Annotated in this window: 16 protein-coding genes; 8 read left to right on the top strand and 8 right to left on the bottom strand. The window is 64.9% G+C overall.

Features of this window, described 5'->3' with window-relative positions:
• Nucleotides 1-37: 37 nt before the first annotated feature.
• Together KQ304_RS06930 and KQ304_RS06925 are read right to left on the bottom strand one after the other, a co-directional pair.
• Nucleotides 38-796: an ABC transporter permease gene (locus tag KQ304_RS06930; protein ID WP_259736374.1), complete on the bottom strand. Its 759-nt coding sequence runs from the start codon at nt 794-796 to the stop codon at nt 38-40.
• Nucleotides 797-855: 59 nt separating this feature from the next.
• Nucleotides 856-2,517: an ABC transporter substrate-binding protein gene (locus tag KQ304_RS06925; RefSeq protein ID WP_399228677.1), complete on the bottom strand. Its 1,662-nt coding sequence runs from the start codon at nt 2,515-2,517 to the stop codon at nt 856-858.
• A 568-nt stretch (nt 2,518-3,085) separates the two neighbouring features.
• Between KQ304_RS06925 and KQ304_RS13720 the strand changes: the two genes are divergently transcribed.
• The 3 genes from KQ304_RS13720 (at nt 3,086) to KQ304_RS06910 (ending at nt 4,070) form a co-directional block, all read left to right on the top strand.
• Nucleotides 3,086-3,313, top strand: coding sequence for a hypothetical protein (locus KQ304_RS13720; RefSeq protein ID WP_399228674.1), 228 nt, complete (start codon nt 3,086-3,088; stop codon nt 3,311-3,313).
• A gap of 167 nt (nt 3,314-3,480) precedes the next feature.
• Nucleotides 3,481-3,744, top strand: coding sequence for an antitoxin MazE family protein (locus tag KQ304_RS06915; RefSeq protein WP_259736373.1), 264 nt, complete (start codon nt 3,481-3,483; stop codon nt 3,742-3,744).
• Nucleotides 3,741-4,070 carry a type II toxin-antitoxin system PemK/MazF family toxin gene (locus KQ304_RS06910; protein WP_259736372.1) on the top strand — a complete coding sequence of 110 codons (330 nt, stop codon included), beginning with the start codon at nt 3,741-3,743 and terminating at the stop codon, nt 4,068-4,070. The genes KQ304_RS06915 and KQ304_RS06910 overlap by 4 nt, the downstream gene beginning before the upstream one ends.
• Before the next feature lie 8 nt (nt 4,071-4,078).
• Here KQ304_RS06910 and KQ304_RS06905 read toward each other — a convergent pair whose 3' ends face one another.
• The 5 genes from KQ304_RS06905 to KQ304_RS06885 are packed head-to-tail and all read right to left on the bottom strand — an operon-like array spanning nt 4,079 to nt 8,670.
• Entirely contained in the window at nt 4,079-5,323 is a 1,245-nt protein-coding gene (locus KQ304_RS06905) for a mechanosensitive ion channel family protein (protein WP_259736371.1), read from the bottom strand.
• Between the two features lie 24 nt (nt 5,324-5,347).
• Nucleotides 5,348-6,601, bottom strand: coding sequence for a hypothetical protein (locus KQ304_RS06900; RefSeq protein ID WP_259736370.1), 1,254 nt, complete (start codon nt 6,599-6,601; stop codon nt 5,348-5,350).
• Nucleotides 6,598-7,524, bottom strand: a complete 927-nt coding sequence (locus KQ304_RS06895; RefSeq protein WP_259736557.1) for an oxidoreductase — start codon at nt 7,522-7,524, stop codon at nt 6,598-6,600. Before KQ304_RS06895 ends, KQ304_RS06900 begins: the two co-directional genes overlap by 4 nt.
• A 21-nt stretch (nt 7,525-7,545) precedes the next feature.
• Entirely contained in the window at nt 7,546-8,388 is an 843-nt protein-coding gene (locus KQ304_RS06890; RefSeq protein WP_259736369.1) for a class I SAM-dependent methyltransferase, read from the bottom strand.
• Nucleotides 8,389-8,412: 24 nt separating this feature from the next.
• The gene (locus KQ304_RS06885; RefSeq protein ID WP_259736368.1) at nt 8,413-8,670 is read right to left on the bottom strand and encodes a hypothetical protein; all 258 of its coding nucleotides are present in this window, start codon (nt 8,668-8,670) and stop codon (nt 8,413-8,415) included.
• Between the two features lie 126 nt (nt 8,671-8,796).
• Here KQ304_RS06885 and KQ304_RS06880 point away from each other — a divergent pair, with 126 nt between their 5' ends.
• From KQ304_RS06880 to KQ304_RS06860, 5 genes are all read left to right on the top strand, one after another.
• Nucleotides 8,797-9,459 (top strand): DUF47 domain-containing protein, encoded by a 663-nt coding sequence (locus KQ304_RS06880; protein WP_259736367.1) that lies wholly within the window; start codon nt 8,797-8,799, stop codon nt 9,457-9,459.
• 99 nt (nt 9,460-9,558) lie between these two features.
• Nucleotides 9,559-9,906 (top strand): protein phosphatase, encoded by a 348-nt coding sequence (locus KQ304_RS06875; protein WP_311133889.1) that lies wholly within the window; start codon nt 9,559-9,561, stop codon nt 9,904-9,906.
• Between the two features lie 126 nt (nt 9,907-10,032).
• Nucleotides 10,033-10,668: a 2OG-Fe(II) oxygenase gene (locus KQ304_RS06870; protein WP_259736366.1), complete on the top strand. Its 636-nt coding sequence runs from the start codon at nt 10,033-10,035 to the stop codon at nt 10,666-10,668.
• 57 nt (nt 10,669-10,725) lie between these two features.
• Complete coding sequence (locus tag KQ304_RS06865) at nt 10,726-13,506, top strand: valine--tRNA ligase (protein WP_259736365.1); 2,781 nt, start codon at nt 10,726-10,728, stop codon at nt 13,504-13,506.
• Between the two features lie 27 nt (nt 13,507-13,533).
• Nucleotides 13,534-15,042 (top strand): DUF6880 family protein, encoded by a 1,509-nt coding sequence (locus tag KQ304_RS06860; protein WP_259736364.1) that lies wholly within the window; start codon nt 13,534-13,536, stop codon nt 15,040-15,042.
• Here the strand turns inward: KQ304_RS06860 and KQ304_RS06855 are convergent.
• A complete protein-coding gene (locus KQ304_RS06855) occupies nt 15,034-18,075 on the bottom strand; it encodes a type I restriction endonuclease subunit R (protein WP_259736363.1) in 3,042 nt (1,013 codons plus the stop codon). The two genes, KQ304_RS06860 and KQ304_RS06855, sit on opposite strands and share 9 nt — an antisense overlap.
• Nucleotides 18,076-18,104 lie beyond the last annotated feature (29 nt).

Below are 18,104 nucleotides of genomic sequence, written 5' to 3'. Positions count from 1 at the left end.
GACATAAGGCAAGGCTGGTTCTGTAGATCTTTGGACGTTAGAGTTGATAATCAAAGCGCTTCTGCAAAGCTCCAATCAATTGATCAAGAAGAATGCCAGTGAGGCCGATCACGATGATTGCCACGAAGATATTAGGAAGTGAAAGATTGTTCCATTCATTCCAGATAAAATAACCAATGCCGGAGCCCAGCAGCATCTCGGCTGCAACGATCACCAGCCAGGCAATGCCCATCGAGATGCGCATGCCCGCCAGGATGTTGGGCATGACAGCGGGGAGCACGACTTTGGTAATCGTGCGCAGCTGGCTGGCACCCAGGGATCTGGAGACCCGCAGGTAATCGGGGTTAATGGTTTGTACGCCAAAGGATGTGCTGATCAATGTTGGCCAGACACTGGAAATGAAGATCACAAAAATGCCGGTCAGCTCTGAATCCCTGAAGACGAAAAGGCCGATTGGCAGCCAGGCCAAAGGCGAGACCGGCTTCAGCAGCTGAATGAAGGGGTTGGCGGAACTGCTGGCCAGGCGGGACACCCCAATCAAGAGCCCGAGCGGGACGGCGACAACGATGGACAAGCTGTAGCCGATCATCACCCGGCGTAAACTAATCAGCAAATTAGTGCCGATTCCCAGATCATTGGGACCGTTGTTGAAGAAGGGATCCGAGAGCCACCATTGGAGTTCTTTCAGGGTTTCTAGGGATCCTGGGAAGTTTTTGCCCAGCAGACCTTGCTTGGCAAGAATCTGCCAGACGACCAAGGCGATCACAACACTGACGATGGAGACAAGCAGGCCCATCGGTTTGCTCAGGGACGACTTTGTCATGGAGACAGAAGCATGAGAAGTGTGCAGTTCAATCAGAAGCCATCGCGCTTTCTCTGTTCCTCGACGTAGTCGAGGGGCCTCTGGGGATCGAAGGTGTCAAAGGCGAGAGTTTCGACGCGGGACGTTTCAGTTGGTGGGTTCAAGCCCATGCTCCTCTCCAGTTCCTGGGCCTCAGTTGTGAGGAAGATGGAAGCACTGTTGGTGTCAAAATCACCCGCTTGGATCATGCTGGCAGCCTTGCCGAGATCCCATCGCACCAGCTGGCTCTGAATCCAGTTGGAAAAGCTCTGCCAAGGATAAGGCTTGAAATCGATGCGATCGGGGACATCAAAGCTTTGCCCCAGCCCATTCTCGAACTTGCCAGTCAATACGGCTTCAACCACTTCGGTGGGCTGGTTCAGGAAGGCTCGCCCAGAGATGGCTGAAGCGATTTCCTTGCGATTTTCGGCTTTGCTGGCGTAGTTTGCGGCTTCGATGATTGATTTGTTGAGGGCTCGGAAGGTCTGGGGGTGCTCTTGAATCCAGGGCTCTCCCGCAGCAAAGGCGCAGCAGGGATGTCCATCCCAGAGATCCTTGGTGAGCAGAAGAATGAAGCCCGCATCTTCGTAGACGGCCCTTTGGTTGAATGGATCGGGCATCAACATGGCATCGAGATCGCCAGTCACCAGTTGGGCGATGCTGTCCGGCGGCGGTACGGGGCGGATCTGAACATCGGTATCGGGGTTCACTCCGCCATTGGCCAGGTAGTAGCGCAGCAGCAGGTTGTGCATCGAGAAGGGGAAGGGCACGCCGATGACGAATCCTTTGAAGTCCTTGGCTTCCCTGACTTTGCCGGCGTGGCGTTTGGCAACGGTGATGGCCTGGCCGTTGATGTTCTCGATGCTCGCCAACTTGACACTGAATGGTGTGGAGCCAAGGCCCAGGGTCATGGCGATCGGCATGGGGGCGAGCATGTGATAGGCGTCGAGTTCGCCTGCAATGGCTGAATCGCGTACAGCTCCCCAGCTCGGCATTTTCACCACACTTACATTCAGGCCTTGCTTGGTGTAGAAGCCCAACGGCTCCGACATGATGATTGGCGTGGCACAGGTAATTGGAATGAATCCAACCTTCAGGTCTTTCTTCTCAAGGCTGGAGGGATCGACCGGGGCTCCTCCGTCGGTTTCTCTGTCATCCCGTACACCGCAGTTGGCCAGGGTGACCAAGGCTGCCCCTGCAGCGAGACCTTTCATGAACGTGCGCCGCCCCAGCGGGCTGCTGCTACTCACACGGGAGAAAAAGCGACCTGCCTGGGGACCGAAAGCCGCCGCAAAGGCTTGATCAAGGCCGCCGGCTTCGCTGGCCAGGGCGCGCAGGAGCTGTTCCTTTTCTGGATTTCCCTGAGATGCATGTCGAAAGAAGAGCACCTCGCGAAGTTCGGACTGACTGATCTTCTCCGCGATTGGATAGGCCTCTCGACGGATCAGTCCCATGCGATGGAAGTCATCCATCAAGGTTTCGGGATCCTCAGGAAAATCCGTCAGAAATGATTCATGGGAGGCCAGTCCTTGGATGCAATCTGTGCAAGTACAGGCCGAATTGGCTGTCTGTCCAAGGAGCCGCTCGATCGAGGCCTGACCGGACAGTGTTGCGGGAATTGATGGCATGAGAAAGGCAGAAGTTTTTGCAATAAAAGCTTGCTGAAGGCTGGACAAAATGTCCTGATTTGGCAAACAGAAGATGAACTCAGCTTGAATTATGCAATTCTCGATATCTTTTTCTTATTGCTTCGTGGCATCAAAAGCGCCCAATGCATTCTTCCTGTTCCCTTCGATACGGCGGGTATCTGTTGCTACTTTTGATGTGGTCTGGCCGTCTCGCTCTGTTGCTCATTGTTGCTGTTGCTTCAGCTGATGACAGTGCTCAGGCTGTCGGTAGTCGTTGATGCTCCGCGTCGGTGGCGTGCTGGTGACCTATGGGCGGCCAGCCCACCACTGCTCGTGCCCCTGTTCAGGAGGGCCGCTCCAGCTGTTCAAGGATCTGCGTTGGCGAAGACACCACTCGCTTAGGGCAGGGAGTTGCATCCATGCAGCCAATTGACAGTGTTTCCAGGCTGCTGGTCGCGGCCGAGTTCGCTTGAACCTCCTGAAACGGACCGTACGCTTATGGGGTCCACAGAACCCGTGCTCTTTACCCAGCTTTGTTCTTGGTGGAACTTGGTGCGGCGATCGAGGTGGCACCAATGATTGTCCCCTGCTTCATCGCCAGGCCCAGCTTCTTGAGATGGGCTTTCACCGTCTCAAAGATCTGCTCTCCCTGGTTGTGCTTCTCCAGCAGGTGACGGAAAGCCAGGATCAGCGCCTGTCAAGGAACCACCTTCTCCATCTCAGTCAGAAACTTCTCACGCTTGGTGCGCTTCTTGGCCGTGGTCTGCTCGTCATCAGTGAACCCGAGCTGCTTGCCGCCCTCAACCCAGTGCTGATCTTGCTTTACAGCCCCATTCCCGCGTGAATCGCCTGGGTTTTCTGGGGTTTTCTTAGGTCTTCCAATGGCGGCCGGTGCTCCGCCTCCTCGTGCACCAACTGCTTGGTGCGGTTGAAGCTGAGGTCGTAGCCCTGGGCAGTCGGCCACCCTGCCAGCATCGCCTAAAATTACATGTAACCATGGGTGGAGCGGCGATGACAGCAGAACCAAGCCCGGGCGCAGACCCCCTGGAGGCACGCCGCGCCGCCACCCGCCGCAAGGTTCGGGAGCACCGCCAGCGGTTGCGGGCCCAGGGGATGCGGCCGATCCAGATCTGGGTGCCGGATGTGCATGCGCCTGGGTTCGAGGCCGAGGCGCGGCGGCAGTCGCGTTTGGTGGCCCAGAGCCCTGAAGAGGCCGAGATCCAGGCCTTCATTGATTCGGTGGTCGAGTGGCCGGACGATGAGTACAGCCAGTGAAGCGAGGAGAGATCTGGACCATGGCCGGTGGTCCTGGCTACGCGAGCAAACCCCGTCCAGCCGTGATCATCCAGGAGGACGGCTTTGCGGAAACGCTTTCGATTGCGCTGTGTCCTCTTACCAGTGAGCCGATCGACGCCCCGATCCTCCGCATCCAGGTGGAGCCGACGGCGGCGAACGGTCTCCGCAGCACCAGCCGTCTGATGGTGGACAAGCTGATGACCGTGCCCAGGAGCCGCCTTGGCCAGAAGATCGGTCAGCTCTCCGACGCTGACCTGCTGCGCCTCAACCGATCGCTGCTGGTGTTCCTGGGCCTGGCCCGCTGAGGTGCGCCTCAGCCCTCTCCTTCCAACGCCGGATCCAGCATGGACACCACCCGCTGTGGGAAGGGAATCTCGATGCCCTCCGCGCTGAAGCGGTGCCAGATGGCGCGGCTCACCTCGCTTTTGATGCCGGCGTTGTTCATGGGGTCCTCGATCCAGAAGCGCAGCGCATAGTTGATGCCGGAATCGCCGTAGCTCAGCAGCAGGGCTGTGGGTGGGGGCTGCAACATCACCCGCGCCGAGGAGCGCGCCACCGACTCCAGCAGGCGGATCACCACGTCCGGGTCGTGGCGGTAGGCGGCTGACACCTCCACCTGGCTGCGGCGCAGGCGGTCGGAGCCGGTGTAGGTGGTGGTGGTGGTGGTGAAGAAGTCCTGGTTGGGAATCACCAGTTCGGCGTTGTCGCGGTCGCGCCAGAGCACCGCCGCCCGCAGGCCGAGGCTGCGCACCTCGCAGGGGTCGCCATCGATGAACAGGATCTCGCCAGGACGCACCGATCCCTCAAACAGCAGCCAGAGGCCGCTGACGAAGTTGGAGAACACCTCCTTGACGCCGAAGCCCAGCCCCACCGAGAGGCCCCCTGCCACCGCCGCGATCGCGGTGGTGTTCAGGCCGATGCGCTTGAGCACCCATAGCGATCCCATGGCGATCACCAGGTAGCGGCTCACCAGTTCCACCGCCACGCGGGTGCCGTTGGTGAAGCCCAGCAGCCGCTGCAGCAGCCCGCCCACCAGCACCACCCCATAGCCCGACACCACCACCAGGAAATAGGGAATGGTCAGGATCAAGAAGATCCCACTGGCGGTGAGCGGTTCACCGAACAGGGTGATCAGCGGGATCTGGCCCACATCGATGAGGGAATCCAGCTGGTTGATCAACGACCCCACCACCACCAGGGCCGCCAGGGGGCGCACCAGCTGGCGGTAGAAGCGCTCAACCGCGTCTTTGCTGTACCACCGCCGGGAGATCAGCCGCACCAGGGCCAGCACCAGCCAGAGGCCGAACAGCTGAGCCACGTAGTGGGCCAGGCCGTTGTGGAATCCCAGCCAGCCCAGCAGCACCGCACTGAGCCGCAGGGCCAGCAGCAGGCCGAGGCTGCCGAGGAATTCCAGGCGGTGGCCGCGTCCCAGCAGCCGCGGGCGGATCCAGATGGCGTAGCTGCCATAGAGCAGCACCCCGATCAGCACCTGGACCAGCACCTGGGGCCGGGCCACGTAGCCCATCCAGCCGGAGATCTCGTAGAGGAAGAGGCGCATTGACGCTCGGCTGGACGGTGAAGGTCAGGGCTTGTTGCTGCGCGGCGTCGCGGCTGGTCCCGCCTGGAGTGTGCGCATCACCTCAGCGGGTGCTTCGGCGTTCACAATCGCGCGCTCCAGCACGTCGTCGATCCAGGCCAGACGGATTTCGATCCGTTCGGGATCCTTGAAGCTCATCAGCTCGGCGCGATCGAGGCTGCCCGCGAGGGCGGCGAACAGGCTGGAGCTCTTGCTGGGAATGAGCACGTCGCGGTTCACCGGCAGATTGCCTGGGGCGGCCAGCATCAGCCGTTTCTGGTTGAGCTGGTTGAGTGTGAACAGAACGAACTCCTCAGCCAGCTGCCGTTGCCGGGGGGTGGAGTGCCGCCCGAAACTCCAGACCTTCAGCCGGGTGAGGCCCTGGGCCGGCTTGCCGTCGCGACCCGGCAGCTGTGACACCCCCAGCGATGGCCCCAGGGTCTTGCCGAGCCGATCCAGCCAGACACTGTTGCAGCTGATCCAGCCGAGCTTGCCCTGCTCCATCCTCTCCACCAGGTCGAGCGGATCATCGGAGAACTCCACGTTCTGCTGCAGATTGACGTTGTTGAGCCAGTTCAGCCAGCGCAGCAGGTCCTGGCGATCGGCCGGGTTGATCGGCAGGGATCCGCTGGCGCTGATCGGCGTTTCCAGCAGGCGCTTGACAGCTCCTTGGGCCTGGAGCGCGCTGCTGGTCCAGTAGAGATCCGTGAGCCGCAGGGGCAGGCCCACCTTCAGGCCCTTGGCGCTGAGGCCGATCAGGCCATCGAGATCGCTCGGCGGTGTGGGCACAAGCCGGCGGTCGTAGCAGGCCACGTCCGGCTGGGCCAGCAGCGGCACGGCCAGCAGCTTGCCGCCCACCCGGAAATCCTCGAGGAAGCGCGGGTCGATCTCCTTCAGCTGCGCTGAATTCAGCTCAACGGATTCGCTCAGCTCCTGCTGATTCAGACGGAGGGCCGTCACCACCCGTGTCACCATCAGGTCGGGGCCCAGCCCCCGGGAGGTGCGGAAGGCGGTGGAGCTCAGAAACGCATCACTGGGGAGGTGGCGGACGTGGATGCTCACGCCTGGATTCACCTGGCGGAACTCCTCAATCAGCTTGCGTGCCCGCTGCTGGCTGTCGCCCAGCTCCACCCTCCGGGTTTGGGTGGAGTCGGTCTCCACATAAAGAAAGAGGCTTTCGTTGACGCCCCAGCCGTGGCAGCCGCCGCTGAGCAGGAGGGCCGCCAGGGCTGCGAGGGTTCTGGCCGGCCTGGCACTCATGGGGCCTTGGCAGGGAGGGCCTGGCCCACCAGTTGCTCACTCACCTCCCAGAGCTGCTGGCGGATCTGGGGATCGAGGGCGGCTGGGGCGATGCGCACCTGGGTGGGCCCACCGCGCATGCCCCCCCATTGGTCGGGCCCGTAGTGCTCTCCGCCGCGGGCTTCGGGGGCGGTGGCGGCATAGAGCTGCGGCAGGGCCCCCATGGCGGCGCTCTGGAAGAGGGGGTCCATCAGCCGGTAGGCCAGGCTCTCGAAGCGCGAGCCGCTCGAGGCCACCGAGGCGGGCTGCAGGTTGGTGCGCGCCAGCCCGGGGTGGGCCGCCAGCGATGACACCGTGCTGCCGGCTGCCGCCAGCCGTTGCTGCAGCTCAAGGGCAAAGGTCACATTGGCCAGCTTGCTCTGGCTGTAGGCCGCCCAGCGGTCGTAGCGCCGCTCCGCCTGCAGGTCGTCGAAGGCCAGCTTGCCGAAGTACTGGGCGCCGGAGGTCACCGTCACCACCCGGGCGTCGGCGCGTCCCTCCATCAGGGGCAGCAGCGCTGTGGTGAGGGCGAAATGGCCCAGGTGGTTGGTGCCGAACTGCAGCTCGAAGCCATCGCGGCTGAGCTGCCGCGGCGGGCCCATCACACCGGCGTTGTTGAGCAGCAGATCGAGGCGGCCGTACTGCTCCTGCATCCAGTGGGCCCCGGCGCGCACGCTGGCCAGATCCGCCAGGTCGAGCTCGAGCACCTCCAGGCCCGCCGCCGCGATGGGCAGCAGCTCGGCGCGGGCCTCCTCCCCCCGGCGGCGGGAGCGGCAGGCCAGCACCACGGTGGCGCCCCGGGCGGCCAGGGCTCTGGCCGACTCGAGGCCAAGCCCGCTGTTGGCTCCGGTGATCAGGGCGATCCGGCCGGTCTGATCAGGAATGGAGGCGGTGGTCCAGGGCATCGGCTTGGGGCGCATGTCGGATCAGGGGTCCCATCGTGTCGCCTGTAGCTCCAGCACCGTGGGGGCCATCCAGTAGGCGCCGGGATCCTGACCGGCGGCGGCGATCTCGGCGGCGACGGCAGCGGCCTCCTCCTCCGTCCAGAGCCCCTGCCGGATCAGTTCCTCGCCGTAGATCACCACAAAGCTCTCCAGCCAGCTGGCCACGGCGTCTCCGGGGCGGCCCAGCAGTGACAGGGGCCTGAGGGCCTCGATGCGGAAACCCCGCGCCGCCAGCAGCGATGGCAGGCGGCGGTTCACATCGGGATCACCGCCGGCGGCAGCGAAACTCGCGAGCACCGCGGCAGCGAAGCGACGGACCGCCTCGCCGCGGGGATGGAGCGCGAAGGTGCTCCAGTGAACGTATTCGTGGATCAGCAGCTGCGCTCCGGGCTGCAGGCGGGCGGCGAGCTGGTCGAGCAGGGGCTCGAGCGCCGGCAGGAACATCGCCACCCAGCGGCACCAGATCAGGTCAAAAGTCTCCGCCGGCAGCGGATCACAGCAGAGGTCGTGGGTGCGGACCTCCAGCTGGCTCAGGCCCGCGTCGGCCGCCGAGCGGCGGGCGGTTTCCCCATAGGCGGGACTGAGCTCCAGCCCCAGCACCCGGCCGCCTGGTCCCACCTGCCGGGCGAGCTCCAGGCTGACGAAACCGGGGCCGGCCCCGAGGTCGAGGACCCGCTGACCGGTGCTCAGGCCGGCCCTGCGCCAGGCGTCCTCGGCGAAGGGGAGCCAGAGCTTGTGCTGAACCCCCAGGCGCTGTTCCTCGGCGGCGGCGGTGCCGAGCACGTAGGTGTCACCGGCCTGAGCCTCAACCAGGGGAGTGGCCATCGCAGCAGGGCGTGGTGGGGCGATTCAATCCTCAGGGAAGAGCAGGTCGGCCAGCTCGTCGGCATCGACGTCGTAGACGCGGGCCAGGCTGGTCTCGATCGCGGAGGTCACTTCCCCGGGAAGGAAGCGCATGGCGTTGAGCGCGTCCTCGGCGATGTCGTCGTTGAGCAGTTTCTCCTCGCCGCCGAGCTTCTCGTCGTTGATGACGGCCATGACCCAGCTCTGGTAGGCGTAGACGAGGTCTGCGAACTCCAGATCGGGATCGTTGAGGTCGAGGCCCATGGGTCTGTCACGTTGAGGCCTGCGTAGTCTGACCCCCGAGGGGTCGGGCGGCCATCGTCTGTGGGTCTGCTGACCCCGTTCTGCCTCTACCTTGGCGCTACGGGCCGGTAGCAAGGGAAGGAAACGATGTCCAGCGAAGCGTCTCCACTGTTCGGCGGCAACACGTTTCTTGAGGAATTGATCGAGAATTTTCTCGACAAGATCTCCGAGGGAATGTTCGTTGTGGAGGCGGGCGTCGGGGCCTACCTCTCCACCACGAACGATCCAGAGCTCTGCCAGCAGAAGCTGAATGAGATGATTGCAATCAAGCAGCGTTGCAGTGAGCTGCGTCACACGATTGTGACCATGCTCTATACCGAAATGCTGTTGCCGGATGCCCGCGGTGATGTGCTGAGGCTGCTGGGAAATCTCTTCGAGCTGCTCGATGAGATCGGTGACGACTATCAGGAGATGATGATTGTTCAGCCCTTGGGCCTGGAGGGATTCGCCGATGATTTCGCCGAGCTCAATGCCATGGCGACCCGCTGCAGCCAGGCCGCTGTGCTGGCGGCCCGCACCTTCTTCCGCAATCCAGCCGCCGTCCGCGATCACATCAATGACGTGCGCATGTCTGAGGATGAAACCGACCGCATCGCCCTGCGCATCAAGCGCAAGGCCTTCGCTGTCGATCTCAGTTTCGAGCAGCGCACCCAGGTGAGAGAAGCCACCGCCATGCTCGATGGCCTGGCCGACAAGGCCGAGAACATCAGTGACGACCTCTCGATCTATGCAATCAAATGCGCGCGCTGAGATCGAGCTCTCGTTCGGGCTCCCGATCGTCACCCGTGGCGCTGCTGGTGATCGAACGGGCTGTGCTGTCGCCTTGAGCCGCGCTGTTGCTTTGAGTTGATGTCACCCCAATCCCCCGAGCCCTCAGCCACCGCCCTTCAGGCCGGTCTGTTCGAGTTCGCCATCGCCGAGCTGGTGCGCCGGCACCGGAGCAGCTTTGAGCCCCTCTGGACCGTGGAGAGCTGGGCCAAGCTGATGATCTGGCTGACCCTCAACAGCGGCGGCAGCGGCGATCGGCAGGCCCTTGAGCAGTTCGCGGACGCCCTGGGGCCATCGCTCTGTGGCCGGATGCGGCAGCTGTTCTATCAGCGGGAGCTGGAATCCCTGGGCCTGAAGCTGCTGGCCGACCCGGCCGAAGCGCAGGTGCTGGTGCTGCCGCTGGCGGCGGCCGGCGGCCGGCGGCGATGACCCGCTCCTGGATCTGGAGCGGGTGGCGGTGGCCCTGGCGGGGGCCGGCCTCGACGGACGCGTGGCCGAGCGCGGGCGCTGGCAGATGCTGGAGTCTCTGGTGGCCGTGCCCTGGCGAGACGAACCATGCAGCTGATCGCCACCTACAATAACGCCGGCTACGCAGCGGTGGCCGAGGCTGCCCTGGCCTTCTACGAACGCCGCGCCGATCTGCGCACGGCTGGCACCAGCTTCGGCGCTGGCTCAGATGCCGCTGGCCGCCCGCTCGACAAGGTGTCGACCGACATCTCCCTGGTGGCGATCGACCGCTCCGACCCGGAGGCCCATGGCCTGGCCCAGCTGATCCTGCGCGGGGTGTCGGCCGGGCTGCAGCGCTACCTGGCCGAGCGGCCCCTGCTGCTGGAGTGCTGCCCCGAGCGATCGCTGTTCGTGATGCCGATCTTCAACCTGCAGCGCTACGCGCCGGGCGAAGGATTTCGCAGCTGGCACTGCGACTGGAACACTAGCGAGGAGGCCACCGAGCCGATCCAGAGGGTGCTGGCCTGGATCCTTTACCTCGAAACCCTCCCCGACGCCGGCACCGAGTTCCACTGGCAGGAGCACCATGTGGAGGCGATCCAGGGGCAGTTGGCGATTTTCCCCGCCGGTCTCTCCCACATCCACCGCGGCCGGGTCAGCCACACCCACACCAAGACGATCGCCACCGGCTGGATCAATGCCGGCACCCTGGAGGCCTACGTGGCGCGGCTGGCCGCCGAGTGAAGCCCGGGGCGATGGGCCGCTTTGAGAGCATGGGGCCTCCGCCGGTTCACTGTTTCCATGGCTGAGGCCACCCCCGACGCCGCCCTGCCCAAGACCTACGACCCGGCCGGCACCGAAGCCCGCTGGCAGGCGGCCTGGGAGGAGGCCGGCGCCTTCCATCCCGATCCGAAGGCCCCAGGCGAGCCTTTTTCTGTGGTGATCCCGCCGCCGAACGTGACCGGCAGTCTGCACATGGGCCACGGCTTCGAGACGGCCCTGATCGACACGATCGTGCGCTTCCAGCGCCTGCAGGGCAAAAACGTGCTCTGCCTGCCCGGCACCGACCACGCCTCGATCGCCGTGCAGTCGATCCTGGAGAAGCAGATCAAGGCCGAGGGGGGCAGCAAGGACGACCTGGGCCGCGACGCCTTCCTGGAGCGCGCCTGGGCCTGGAAGGCCGAGAGCGGCGGCACGATCGTGGGCCAGCTGCGCCGGCTGGGCTATTCGGTGGACTGGCGACGGGAGCGCTTCACCCTCGATCCCGGCCTCAACAAAGCCGTGGTGGAGGCCTTCGTGCGCCTGCACGAGCAGGGGCTGATCTACCGGGGCGAATACCTGGTGAACTGGTGCCCGGCCTCGGGATCGGCGGTGAGCGATCTCGAAGTGGAGATGAAGGAGCTCGACGGCCACCTCTGGCACTTCCGCTATCCGCTTAGCGGCGGCGAGGCTGGGGGCGAAGGCTCAGCGGCTGGCGGCCTTGACCACCTGGTGGTGGCCACCACCCGCCCCGAAACCCTGCTGGGCGACACCGGCGTGGCCGTGCACCCCGATGACCCCCGCTACGCCGCCCTGGTGGGGCGCACGCTCACCCTGCCGCTGGTGGGCCGCGAGATCCCGATCGTGGCCGATGAGCACGTGGATCCGGCCTTCGGCACCGGTTGCGTCAAGGTGACCCCCGCCCACGACCCCAACGACTTCGCCATCGGGGCCCGCCACGGCCTGCCGCTGATCACGGTGATGGCCAAGGACGGCACCATGAACGCTGCCGCCGGCCGCTTTGCCGGGCTGGATCGCTTCGAGGCGCGCCAAGCGGTGGTGGCGGCGATGGAGGCGGAAGGCTTTCTGGTGAAGGTGGAGCCGCACCGCCACAGCGTGCCGTTTTCGGATCGCGGCAAGGTGCCGGTGGAGCCCCTGCTCTCCACCCAGTGGTTCGCCCGGGCCGAGCCCCTGGCCGCCCGCTGCCGCGAGGCCCTCGATGGCGGCGCGCCCCGCTTCGTGCCGCAGCGCTGGGAGAAGGTCTACCGCGACTGGCTCACCGACATCCGCGACTGGTGCATCTCGCGCCAGCTCTGGTGGGGCCACCGCATCCCCGCCTGGTTCGTGGTGAGTGAAACCGCTGGGGTGATCACCGAGGCCACGCCCTACGTGGTGGCCCGCGATGCCACCGAAGCCCGTGAGAAGGCCCAAGCCCAGTTCGGCGCCGCCAGCGCCGCGGCGGGCCGCCCGCTGCAGCTGGAGCAGGACCCCGATGTGCTCGACACCTGGTTCTCCAGCGGCCTTTGGCCCTTCTCCACCCTGGGCTGGCCCGATGAGGGCGCCGCCGATCTGGCCACCTGGTATCCCACCAGCGTGCTGGTGACCGGCTTCGACATCATCTTTTTCTGGGTGGCGCGGATGACGATGCTCGCCGGCGCCTTCACCGGCCGCATGCCCTTCGCCGATGTGATGATCCACGGCCTGGTGCGGGATGAGAACAACCGCAAGATGAGCAAATCAGCCGGCAACGGCATCGACCCACTGCCGCTGATCGAGCGCTATGGCGCCGATGCCCTGCGCTTCGCCCTGGTGCGCGAGGTGGCCGGCGCCGGCCAGGACATCCGCCTCGACTACGACCGCGCCAGCGGCAGTTCGGCCACGGTGGAGGGGGCGCGCAACTTCGCCAACAAGCTCTGGAATGCCACCCGCTTCGCCCTGATGAACCTTGGCGGCGAAACGCCGGCGAGCCTGGGCCGGCCCCTGGCCGTCGAGCTGGAGAGCGAGGACCGCTGGATCCTCTCGCGCCTGGCCCGCACCGCCGATGAGGCGGCCGAGCTTTACGGCAGCTACAGGCTGGGGGAGGCGGCGAAGCTGCTTTACGAGTTCGCCTGGAACGATCTCTGCGACCAGTACATCGAGTGGGCCAAGCCACGCCTGGCCGGCTCAGACACCAGCGCCCGCATGGCAGCTCGGCGGGTGCTGGCCACCAGCCTCGAGGCGCTGCTGGTGATGCTCCACCCGCTGATGCCCCACCTCACCGAGGAGCTCTGGCATGCAGTGACGGGCGCCGATGCCACGGCGTTCCTCGCCCTGCAGTCCTGGCCCGAGCCCGAGGCCGCCTGGCGCGACGAAGCTCATGAACGGGCCTTCCAGTTCGGGATCGAGGCGGTGCGGGCGTTGCGCAACCTGCGTGCCCTCTCCGGGGTGAAGCCCTCAGAGCGACTGCCGGTGGGAATCCACAGCGGCAGCCCCGAGCGCCGGGCTTTTCTGGAAGTGAACCAGGAGAAGATCCTGCGCCTGGCGGGGGGCAGTGCTCTCGGCCTGGAGCCCCAGCCGGCGGTAGGTCAGCTGCTGGGCATCGTGGACAGCGACGCCCAGGTGGGCCTCACCGTGCCCCATCAGAGCCTTGAAGCCCTGCGCGCCCGCCTTGAAAAAGACCTGGCCAAGGCGGAGAAGGAGATTCAGGGCCTGGCCGGCCGCCTCGCCAACCCCAACTTCGCCGGCAAGGCACCCCCCGAAGTGGTGGCAGAGTGCCGCGCCAACTTGGCCGAGGCGGAGGCCCAGGCGGCTCTGGCGAGACAGCGCCTGGCCGACCTGGGCTAACCGGAACAGCAAGGATTCACCAAGGCGATGGCCGGCCAATCCAGTCTCAATGCCAAAAACCTCGAAGCCCTGGGGACGGCCAAGCTGGCGGAGCTGCTGCTCACCCTGAGCAAGGGGGATGCCAGTGCCAGGCGCATGCTGCGCCTGGCACTGGCGGAACAGAAGGGGCCTGCGGAGATCGCTAGAGAAGTGCGCAAGCGGCTGGCCACGATCGAGCGCTCCGGCAGCTTCCTCGACGACCACCAGCGCGACAGGCTGCTGAAGGATCTGGAGCGGCAGCGCCAGGCCATCAGCGGGCCGATCGCTGAACACAACCCGGCCGTGGCGGTGGAGCTGTTCTGGGAGCTGCTCGGCCTGGCCGAAGGCCTGATGGAGCGCTGCGACGACAGCGACGCCGTTTTGCGCGACTTCTTTCATCAGAGCAGCGCCGCCCTCGGCGCCGTGGCCCTCAAGGTTTCCGGGGATCCCAGGCCCCTGGCGGATCAGGTGTACGCCGCGATCGTGAGCAACAGCTATGGCCAGTTCGATCCGATCCTGCGGGATCTGGGGACGGCCCTAGGGTCGGAAGGGCTGGCCCATCTGCGGCAGCGGCTGGAGACCCTGCGGGCTCGCGTCACCAACAACGATCAAGCGAAAACGCACCGAGGTTGGATCGTGCGCATCGCCATGCTCGACATCGCCGATGCCCTGGGCGATGCTGATGCCTATCTGGCGGAATACCGCGACCATGATCCCGAGGCGCTGACGGTGCCGGCGATCGCGGCCAGGGTGGCTGAGCGGCTCACCCCCGCCGGCCGGGCCGAGGAGGCGCTGGCGCTGCTGGAGGAGGCCGACCCAAGGCTGTCCGAGCGCCGGGCCGGGGCCGAGGAGTGGTGCGATGCCCGCCTGGCGGCGCTGGAGGCCCTCGGCCGCCGCGACGAGGCCCAGGGGCAGCGCTGGGAGTATGCCCTGATGGAACTGTCGCGCCGCCACCTGCGCGACTACCTGAAGCGCCTGCCAGCTTTCGAGGATGCGGATGCCGAGGAGCGGGCCCTCGATCTGGTGGCGGAGCACGACGATCTGCAGGAGGCGCTGTGGTTTCTGTTGCACTGGCCCGAACCGCGCCGCGCCGCCCGGCTGGTGCTGGCCACGCCGAAGCCGCTCAATGGCGACTGCTACGTGCTGCTGGCACCGCTGGCGGAGCTGCTGGAGAAGGATCACCCCCTGGCTGCCACGCGCTGCCTGCGGGCGATGGTCGATTTCAGCCTGCGGGTGGGGCGCAGCAAGCGCTACCCCCACGCCGCCCGCCATCTGCATACTTGCCACCTCCTTGCCCAAAGGATCGAGAGCTGGGGCGAACTCGCCGATCACCGCAGCTATGGGGCCCAGCTGCGGCGGGATCATGGCCGCAAGTACGGCTTCTGGAGCCTGGTGCCGAAAGAAGTTGCGCCTGAATCGGAGCCAGCAGGACAGTCGAGAAAAGCCCAAAGAGATGACCCCACTGAGGCTGCCAGTCCTGCCGCCAGCGATGGGCCGCTGCAGCCGGGTCTATGGTGATTTGTGGGGGTTGTTGTTGATCAGTCGCGTCACCAGATCCCGCACAAAGTTGCGGAAGAGGGAGTTGTCCTTGAACTGCTTGTAGAACTCCGTCTGATCCAGAAATAATGGATCAACCACGCGATTGAGGGCGGCATCGAGCTCAATCGCGGCCGTGTTGGGGGTGTTCGCCTTGGCATTGCGATAGCGCTGGTCCTGGGCCACCTGGGGGGCGATCTCCTCACGGATCAGGCGGCGGATGCGGTCTTCGTCGCTGAAGCTGGTGCCGAACTGCTCGTTGAAGTTGATGACGATCACCGAGAGCGGTTCGAGTTCCGGTTGGGGCTTGAAGCCACCGGCTGAAACGGGGGCGGGATCCAACGTGGAATCCTGATCGGGAAGGGGAACGCCGCGCTCCTCCTGCTTTTCGATGCGGTAGCTGTCCATGTCGATCAGCTCCAGCATCCCCTTGGTAAGGTCGTCCTCATCTGGGGCCGGCAGGGCACGCACCAGCAGGGTGAGGAAGATGGAGAGCTTTTCCCACTCCGGATTGTCGTAGGTGAGGATCGTGGCCAGGAAGTCGTAGCTGCGCACAAAAGCTTTGGCCTTGCTCTTGAAGGCCACCTGATCGTCTTCGCTGAGCTGCTCGGTATAGATCTGGCGGCATTGGTTCAGGATCGGCTGCAGCTCTTCGCGATCGCTGTTGCTGAGGAAGAGTCCCACGAACTCCTCCACCTGCTCCCAGGTGTAGACCCGCAGCTGATCGAGGCTGTCGCGGAGATCGTGCAGTTTGTTGGGATCGGTTTCCTCGCTCAGCAGGGTGGTCTTGTAGTAATCGGCGAAGGCCGCTTCCACGGCGGCGGTGTTGTCCTGGAAATCGAGCACGAACACGCGATTTTTTCCTGGGGCAGCGCGGTTGAGGCGCGAGAGGGTCTGCACCGCCTGGATGCCACCCAGGGCCTTGTCCACATACATGGCCTGCAGCAGCGGTTCGTCGTAGCCGGTCTGGAATTTGTCGGCGCAGATCAGGAAGCGATAGGGATCCTCCTGGATGCGGCTGGTGATCTCGCTGGAGGGAAAGCCGTTGAGGGAGGCCTCACTCACGGGACCATCGCCGAAGTCGTGGTCGCCGGAGAAGGCCACGATCGGCAGGAAGGGGCTACGGCGCTCGTGTAAGTACGTGCGAATGGCATGGAAATACTGCACCGCCCGCTCAATGGCGCCGGTCACCACCATCGCACGGGCTTCGCCCTTCATCTCCCGCAGAGGCAGCACATGGTCGAGGAAGTGATCCACCATGATCTCGGCCTTGTTGCGGATGGCCGTGTCGTGGCTTTCCACATAGCGGCGCAACTTGGAGCGGGCGCGTTTGCTGTCGAACAGCGGGTCAGCCTCGATCGTTTTCACCAACCGGTAGTAGCTGCTGATCGGGGTGTAGTACTGCAAAACATTGAGGATGAACTTCTCCTCAATGGCCTGCTTCATCGTGTAGACGTGAAAGGGCCGGCGGCCGATCTTGCCTTCCCCATCCGGAGGAAGTGGGGTGCCGAACAGTCCGAGCGTCTTGGCCTTGGCGGTGGCGGTGAAGGCGAAATAACTGGCGTTGGCCAGCAGTTTGCGGCTGCGCAGGCGCTCATCGATCACCGTATTCACGAAGTCTTCGATGTCGGTGTCTTCGGCCAGGGGTTGGGCATCGCTGGCTAGGGCCTTGTTGAGGGCAGCGGAGGCCTTGCTGCCCTGGCTTGAGTGGGCCTCATCGATGATCACCGCATAACGACGGCCCTGGGGGGCGCCGTCGAGCTGGCTGCAGAGCTCCGGGAAGGTCTGCAGGGTGCAGATGATGATCTTCTTCCCAGCTGCCAGAAACTGCTTGAGCTGCTCGGTCTTCGAGCTGCCACGCCCGGTGACGGCGCCCACGCTGGCGCCCACCTGCATGAAATCGAGGATGTTGTGGCGCAACTGCTCATCGAGGTTGCGGCGATCGGTGACGACGATCACCGAGTCGTACACACGCTCGCCGTTGTGGGTCACGTCGGCCACCTGGTGGCTGAGCCAGGCGATCGAGTTGCTCTTGCCGCTGCCGGCGGAGTGCTGGGCCAGGTAGCAGCGGCCGGCCCCATGGGTCGCCACATCCGCCAGCAACGAGCGCACTACATCCAGCTGGTGGTAGCGGGGAAAGATCTGCCTGTAGCGCCTGCGGCCGGTGCGCAGGTTGGGCTTTCCCACCACCTGGGCGTAGTTCTCCAGGATGTCGGTGAGGCTGCTGGGCGTGAGGACCCGCTCCCAGAGATAGCCAGTGGAAAGTCCATCGGGGCTGGGGGGATTTCCGGCGCCACCGGAGGCGGTGCCACGGTTGAAGGGCAGAAACTCGGATTCTTTGCCGATGAGGTGGGTACAGAAGCGCACCTCCTGCTCGTCCACGGCGAAGTGCACAAGGCAGCGGGCGAAGGCGAAGAGCGGCTCGCGGGGATCGCGATCGGTTTTGTACTGCTCGATGGCTTTCTTGACGGACTGACAGGTGAGGTTGTTCTTGAGCTCAAAGGTGGCCACCGGCAGGCCATTGATGAACAGAGCCAGGTCGAGGGCGCGGCGGGTCTGGTCGTTGCTGTAAGCGAGCTGGCGTGTGAGGCTGAAGCGGTTGAGGCCGAACAGCTCGGCGGCGCGGCTGTTGCCGGGGGAGGGCGTGCCGTAGAAAAGCTGGATCTCGTGGGGGCCGTGGCGGATGCCCTTGCGCAGCACGTCCACCACGCCGCGCTGCGTGATCTGTTTCTCCAGCCGGGCCAGGAACTGCCGGCGAGGGGGCCCATCCACTTCGATCGCCACGGCTTCGGCGATCTGCGGCTGGGTGGCCTCCAAAAAACCCTGCAGCTGCACCAGATCTACGCAGTGGCTGCGGTCGTAGTGGCGCGGGTCGCCCAGCAGCCAACCGGTGCCGCCACTCACCGGCACTGCGGATGGCGTGGCTTGGTGGCGAGGCTCCAGCAGGTGGGTGCGCCCGGTCATGGAGCGGGTGATCAGCGCTTCCAGTCCCTGTTCGCTGGTGTCGGTGGGCATGGGGGCCGGGTGGTTGTGGCTGGCCTGTG

The organism is Synechococcus sp. CS-1329 (assembly GCF_025128055.1).
GTDB lineage: Bacteria > Cyanobacteriota > Cyanobacteriia > PCC-6307 > Cyanobiaceae > Regnicoccus_A.
Note: the sequence above shows the minus strand (reverse complement) of the source record. Positions and strands in the feature narration are given on the sequence as shown.

Excerpts from the sequence above, each read along its gene's own strand:
- KQ304_RS06930 (WP_259736374.1), bottom strand. The coding sequence starts at position 796 with ATGGGCCTGCTTGTCTCCATCGTCAGTGTTGTGATCGCCTTGGTCGTC.
- KQ304_RS13720 (WP_399228674.1), top strand. The coding sequence starts at position 3,086 with ATGGGCTTTCACCGTCTCAAAGATCTGCTCTCCCTGGTTGTGCTTCTC.
- KQ304_RS06915 (WP_259736373.1), top strand. The coding sequence starts at position 3,481 with ATGACAGCAGAACCAAGCCCGGGCGCAGACCCCCTGGAGGCACGCCGC.
- KQ304_RS06905 (WP_259736371.1), bottom strand. The coding sequence starts at position 5,323 with ATGCGCCTCTTCCTCTACGAGATCTCCGGCTGGATGGGCTACGTGGCC.
- KQ304_RS06900 (WP_259736370.1), bottom strand. The coding sequence starts at position 6,601 with ATGAGTGCCAGGCCGGCCAGAACCCTCGCAGCCCTGGCGGCCCTCCTG.
- KQ304_RS06895 (WP_259736557.1), bottom strand. The coding sequence starts at position 7,524 with ATGCCCTGGACCACCGCCTCCATTCCTGATCAGACCGGCCGGATCGCC.
- KQ304_RS06890 (WP_259736369.1), bottom strand. The coding sequence starts at position 8,388 with ATGGCCACTCCCCTGGTTGAGGCTCAGGCCGGTGACACCTACGTGCTC.
- KQ304_RS06885 (WP_259736368.1), bottom strand. The coding sequence starts at position 8,670 with ATGGGCCTCGACCTCAACGATCCCGATCTGGAGTTCGCAGACCTCGTC.
- KQ304_RS06880 (WP_259736367.1), top strand. The coding sequence starts at position 8,797 with ATGTCCAGCGAAGCGTCTCCACTGTTCGGCGGCAACACGTTTCTTGAG.
- KQ304_RS06875 (WP_311133889.1), top strand. The coding sequence starts at position 9,559 with ATGTCACCCCAATCCCCCGAGCCCTCAGCCACCGCCCTTCAGGCCGGT.
- KQ304_RS06870 (WP_259736366.1), top strand. The coding sequence starts at position 10,033 with ATGCAGCTGATCGCCACCTACAATAACGCCGGCTACGCAGCGGTGGCC.
- KQ304_RS06865 (WP_259736365.1), top strand. The coding sequence starts at position 10,726 with ATGGCTGAGGCCACCCCCGACGCCGCCCTGCCCAAGACCTACGACCCG.
- KQ304_RS06860 (WP_259736364.1), top strand. The coding sequence starts at position 13,534 with ATGGCCGGCCAATCCAGTCTCAATGCCAAAAACCTCGAAGCCCTGGGG.
- KQ304_RS06855 (WP_259736363.1), bottom strand. The coding sequence starts at position 18,075 with ATGCCCACCGACACCAGCGAACAGGGACTGGAAGCGCTGATCACCCGC.